Below are 3,283 nucleotides of genomic sequence, written 5' to 3'. Positions count from 1 at the left end.
GGGAGCGCCGGCGGGGCCGCCGGGCCGCGGCCGAACGGGCGCGCGCCATGACGAACGTCCTGCCTCCCCGCGAGACCGGCACGCTCGCCGCACTCGCCGCCGCCCCGCACGCCGACGTCATCTTCGTCGCGCACACGGGAGCGGACGACCTGCTCTCCCCGGCCGACATCTGGCGGAACATTCCGATGGGGCAACCTCTGCGCGCCCGCTGGTGGAGGGTTCCCTGCGAGGAGATCCCGCGGGAGGATCGGGAGCGCTGGCTGTATGACTGGTGGGAGACCATCGACGACTGGATCGCGGAGAACCGGCCGGAAAGCCGTGAACAGGCGTGATCCCACCACCATGTGGGGCTAGCGCATAGTTCCTGCTACTTCTACCGGGGTAGCCCGGTACCCAATGGTCGGATCCGACGGAAGACTGAACCCGGCAACCGGGGACCGTCAGCCGGCGGATTGGCAGAGGGGAGTGTCATGACAGCCGCGGCTCCCTCCACTCGGACCGGACGGTCTCGGCCGTCGGTCTGGACGGCGGGCTCGCCGCGGTGGAGATCGGTGACGGTCCAGGCGGCGCTGGTGTCAGCCGTGCTCGTCCCCGCGGTGGCCGAGGGGGGGCTCTGGGTCCGGCACCCACTCACGACCGTGGTCAACCTGCTGGTATCCGCTGGGGCCATCGGAGCAGGGGCGCTCCTGGCAGGGGATGCGGAACAGCGGTTCACGGGCTACGTCCTGATCGCGTCGGGGGTCACGCGACCACTGGAATGGGCGGACGAGTGGGCGTCGGGCCCGGGACCGCTGTACGCGCAGGTCTTCGAGTACCTGCCGATCGCCCTCACCGCGTGGGCGCTGCTGCGCTATCCCGCGGTGTCCCTGGGACGGCACCGGCGCCGCTTCATGGTGGTCCTGGCCGTCTGGGTGTTCGCGCTCCCGGCGGCCGAGGCCTGCGTCGCGCGCCCGGCCTGGGTCGGCATCCCCGACGCCACGCCGGCGACGTGGTGGCCGAACGTGTGGGCCGACCGGCGGGTCTACGACGTCCTCGACTACACGCTGGTGGTCGGCTGTGCGCTGCTCGCCGTCGGATTCCTGGTGTTCATGCTGCGGGGCCTGCGCGTCGGCGGCCGGCGTGACCGCACCGTACGGCTGCCGGTGGCCGCCGCGGGCATCCTCGTGGCGGTCGCCTCGGGCGCGGCGGTCGTCATCACCGCGCTCGCCGGGCGGCACGAAGAGGTGTTCGCCCTCGAGGGCATGGCCGAGCTGGGCGTGCCCATCGCCTTCCTGGTGTCGTTCGCGCAGCGGCGGCTGACACGGCTGTCCTCGCTGATGACCGTGTTCGACACCGCGTACCCGACCACGCACGTGCTGCGGGAGCTGCTGCGGCACAACCTGCGCGATCCGGGCCTGGACCTCCTGGTCTGGTCCGAGGCAGACCGGGCCTACCTGACGGTGGACGGGGAGACGGCCGACGTCGAGGCCTCCTCGCGCGACCGCCACACCATCCCGGTGCACGGCCGCGGAGACCGGCTATTGGCTTTACTGGTCGTCGACGCCGACATGGCCGGAGACGGTGAGGTGGCCGGGGCCGCGGTGGCGATCAGCAAGCTGGCGCTGGAGAACCTCATGCTGTCGCGGCGGCTGCTGACCGCCGACTACGACGCGCGCCAGCTCATCGTCGCCGACCTGCACGACGGGGCGCAGAAGGACCTGTGCGCGCTGCGCGTGGCGCTGTCCAAGATCGAGCACGCCGAGCCCGATCAGGTTCCGGCGCTCGTGGAGACGGCCGACCGGCTCGTGGCGGGTGCCCTGCGGGAGCTGCGCGACCTGGCCCACGGCGTCTATCCGCACACGCTGACGCACGCGGGCCTGGCGGCGGCGATCGAGGAGACCGCCGACTGCCTCGGCCTGATCGTGCACCTCACCACGCCCGAGCACCGCCTGCCGGCGACGGTGGAGAAGACCGTCTACTTCTTCGTCGGCGAGGCGCTGACGAACGCGCACAAGCACGCCGGCACGATCCATGTCCAGGTGGCCGTCCGGCAGTCCGGGGGTGTCATCGTCGCCGAGGTCACCGACGACGGTGTCGGCGGAGCCGACGGGGAGGGTCCCGGGCTCGCCCGGCTGCGCGACCGCATCGAGGCGTACGGCGGACGCCTGCAGGTCCGCAGCCCGCACGGCGCCGGCACGCACGTGGTCGCGAGGATCCCGTGCGTGTGATCGTGGCGGACGACGTGCCGATGCTCCGCGACCTGTACCGGCAGAGCATCCAGGCCCTCGGCGTCGACGTGGTGGCCGAGGCCGCCACGACCGCCGAACTGCTCGTCCAGGTGCGCGGTCACCGGCCCGACGCGGTGCTGGTGGACATCAACTTCGGCGGTCACCTCGGGCGGCCGCAGGACGACGACGGGCTGCACGCCGCCGAGCGGCTGCGCGCGGACGACCCGCGGCTGGGCATCGTGATGTTCTCGGTGCACATGACGCCCGCGTACCTGCGGCGCATCACCGCCATCGGCGACGGCACGCACATCGGCTACCTCGGCAAGGAACGCATCAAGGACGCGCAGACGATCGTCGACGCGCTCGCACGCGTCACCGCGGGGGAGACGGTCATCGACGGTGCGCTGGCCGAGCAGATGCTGCGGACCCGCCGCGTCCAGGACCCGATCGCCCTGCTCACGGCGCGGCAGCGCGAGGCGCTGGAACTGCTCGCCCAGGGCCGTACGAACAAGGCGATCGCCGAGCGGATGAAGGTGGCCGTGCCGACCGTCGAGGCGTACCTCAGCGAGGTGTTCAAGACCCTCGCCATCCCGGCGTCGCCCGATGACCACAAGCGCGTCCTGGCCGTACTGGCCTGGCTGCGCAGCGCGGGGGCGCGACCGGCCGGCGACCGTACGGCCCGGAGCCGGGAGGCGTGATGGCGCAGGCGATCGGCGTGGACCTGGGGACCACGTACTCCGCCGTGGCGGCGGCCCGGCCGGGCCGCCGTCCGGAGGCGCTGTGGAACCACGAGGGCGATCTGCTCACGCCCTCCGTCGTCCTCCTCTCCGGCGCGGGCGAGGCGTTCATCGGCAAGACCGCCAAGCACGCGACGAAGAACGTCCCCGGCGACTGCGTCGAGCTGGTCAAACGGCGGGAGGGCGCAACCGGCTGGACGTTCACCGACTCCCGGGGCGGCGTGCGCGGCGCCGAGGAGATCCAGGGCCTGATCCTGCGGCGGCTGGCCGAAGGCGCCGCGGCGGCGCTCGGCGAGCCGGTCGGCGACGTCGTGCTCACCGTGCCGGCCGGTGCCGGAG

3 protein-coding genes and 1 pseudogene are annotated in these 3,283 nt (G+C 72.7%); all 4 read left to right on the top strand.

Going from position 1 to position 3,283, the window contains the following annotated elements:
* Window positions 1-332, top strand: a pseudogene (locus ACFFNX_RS45710) (1-acyl-sn-glycerol-3-phosphate acyltransferase); the annotation flags it as partial.
* A gap of 219 nt (window positions 333-551) precedes the next feature.
* A complete protein-coding gene (locus ACFFNX_RS45705; RefSeq protein ID WP_378212587.1) occupies window positions 552-2,207 on the top strand; it encodes a sensor histidine kinase in 1,656 nt (551 codons plus the stop codon).
* On the top strand, window positions 2,198-2,905 hold the full coding sequence (locus tag ACFFNX_RS45700) for a response regulator (RefSeq protein WP_378212586.1): 708 nt from the start codon (window positions 2,198-2,200) through the stop codon (window positions 2,903-2,905). Before ACFFNX_RS45705 ends, ACFFNX_RS45700 begins: the two co-directional genes overlap by 10 nt.
* On the top strand, window positions 2,905-3,283 hold a 379-nt coding region (locus ACFFNX_RS45695), incomplete at its 3' end, for an Hsp70 family protein (RefSeq protein WP_378212585.1). The genes ACFFNX_RS45700 and ACFFNX_RS45695, both read left to right, overlap by 1 nt.

The organism is Actinoallomurus acaciae, from assembly GCF_042429965.1.
Classification (GTDB): Bacteria; Actinomycetota; Actinomycetes; order Streptosporangiales; family Streptosporangiaceae; genus Actinoallomurus; species Actinoallomurus acaciae.
This window is presented reverse-complemented; position numbering and strand designations above follow the sequence as displayed.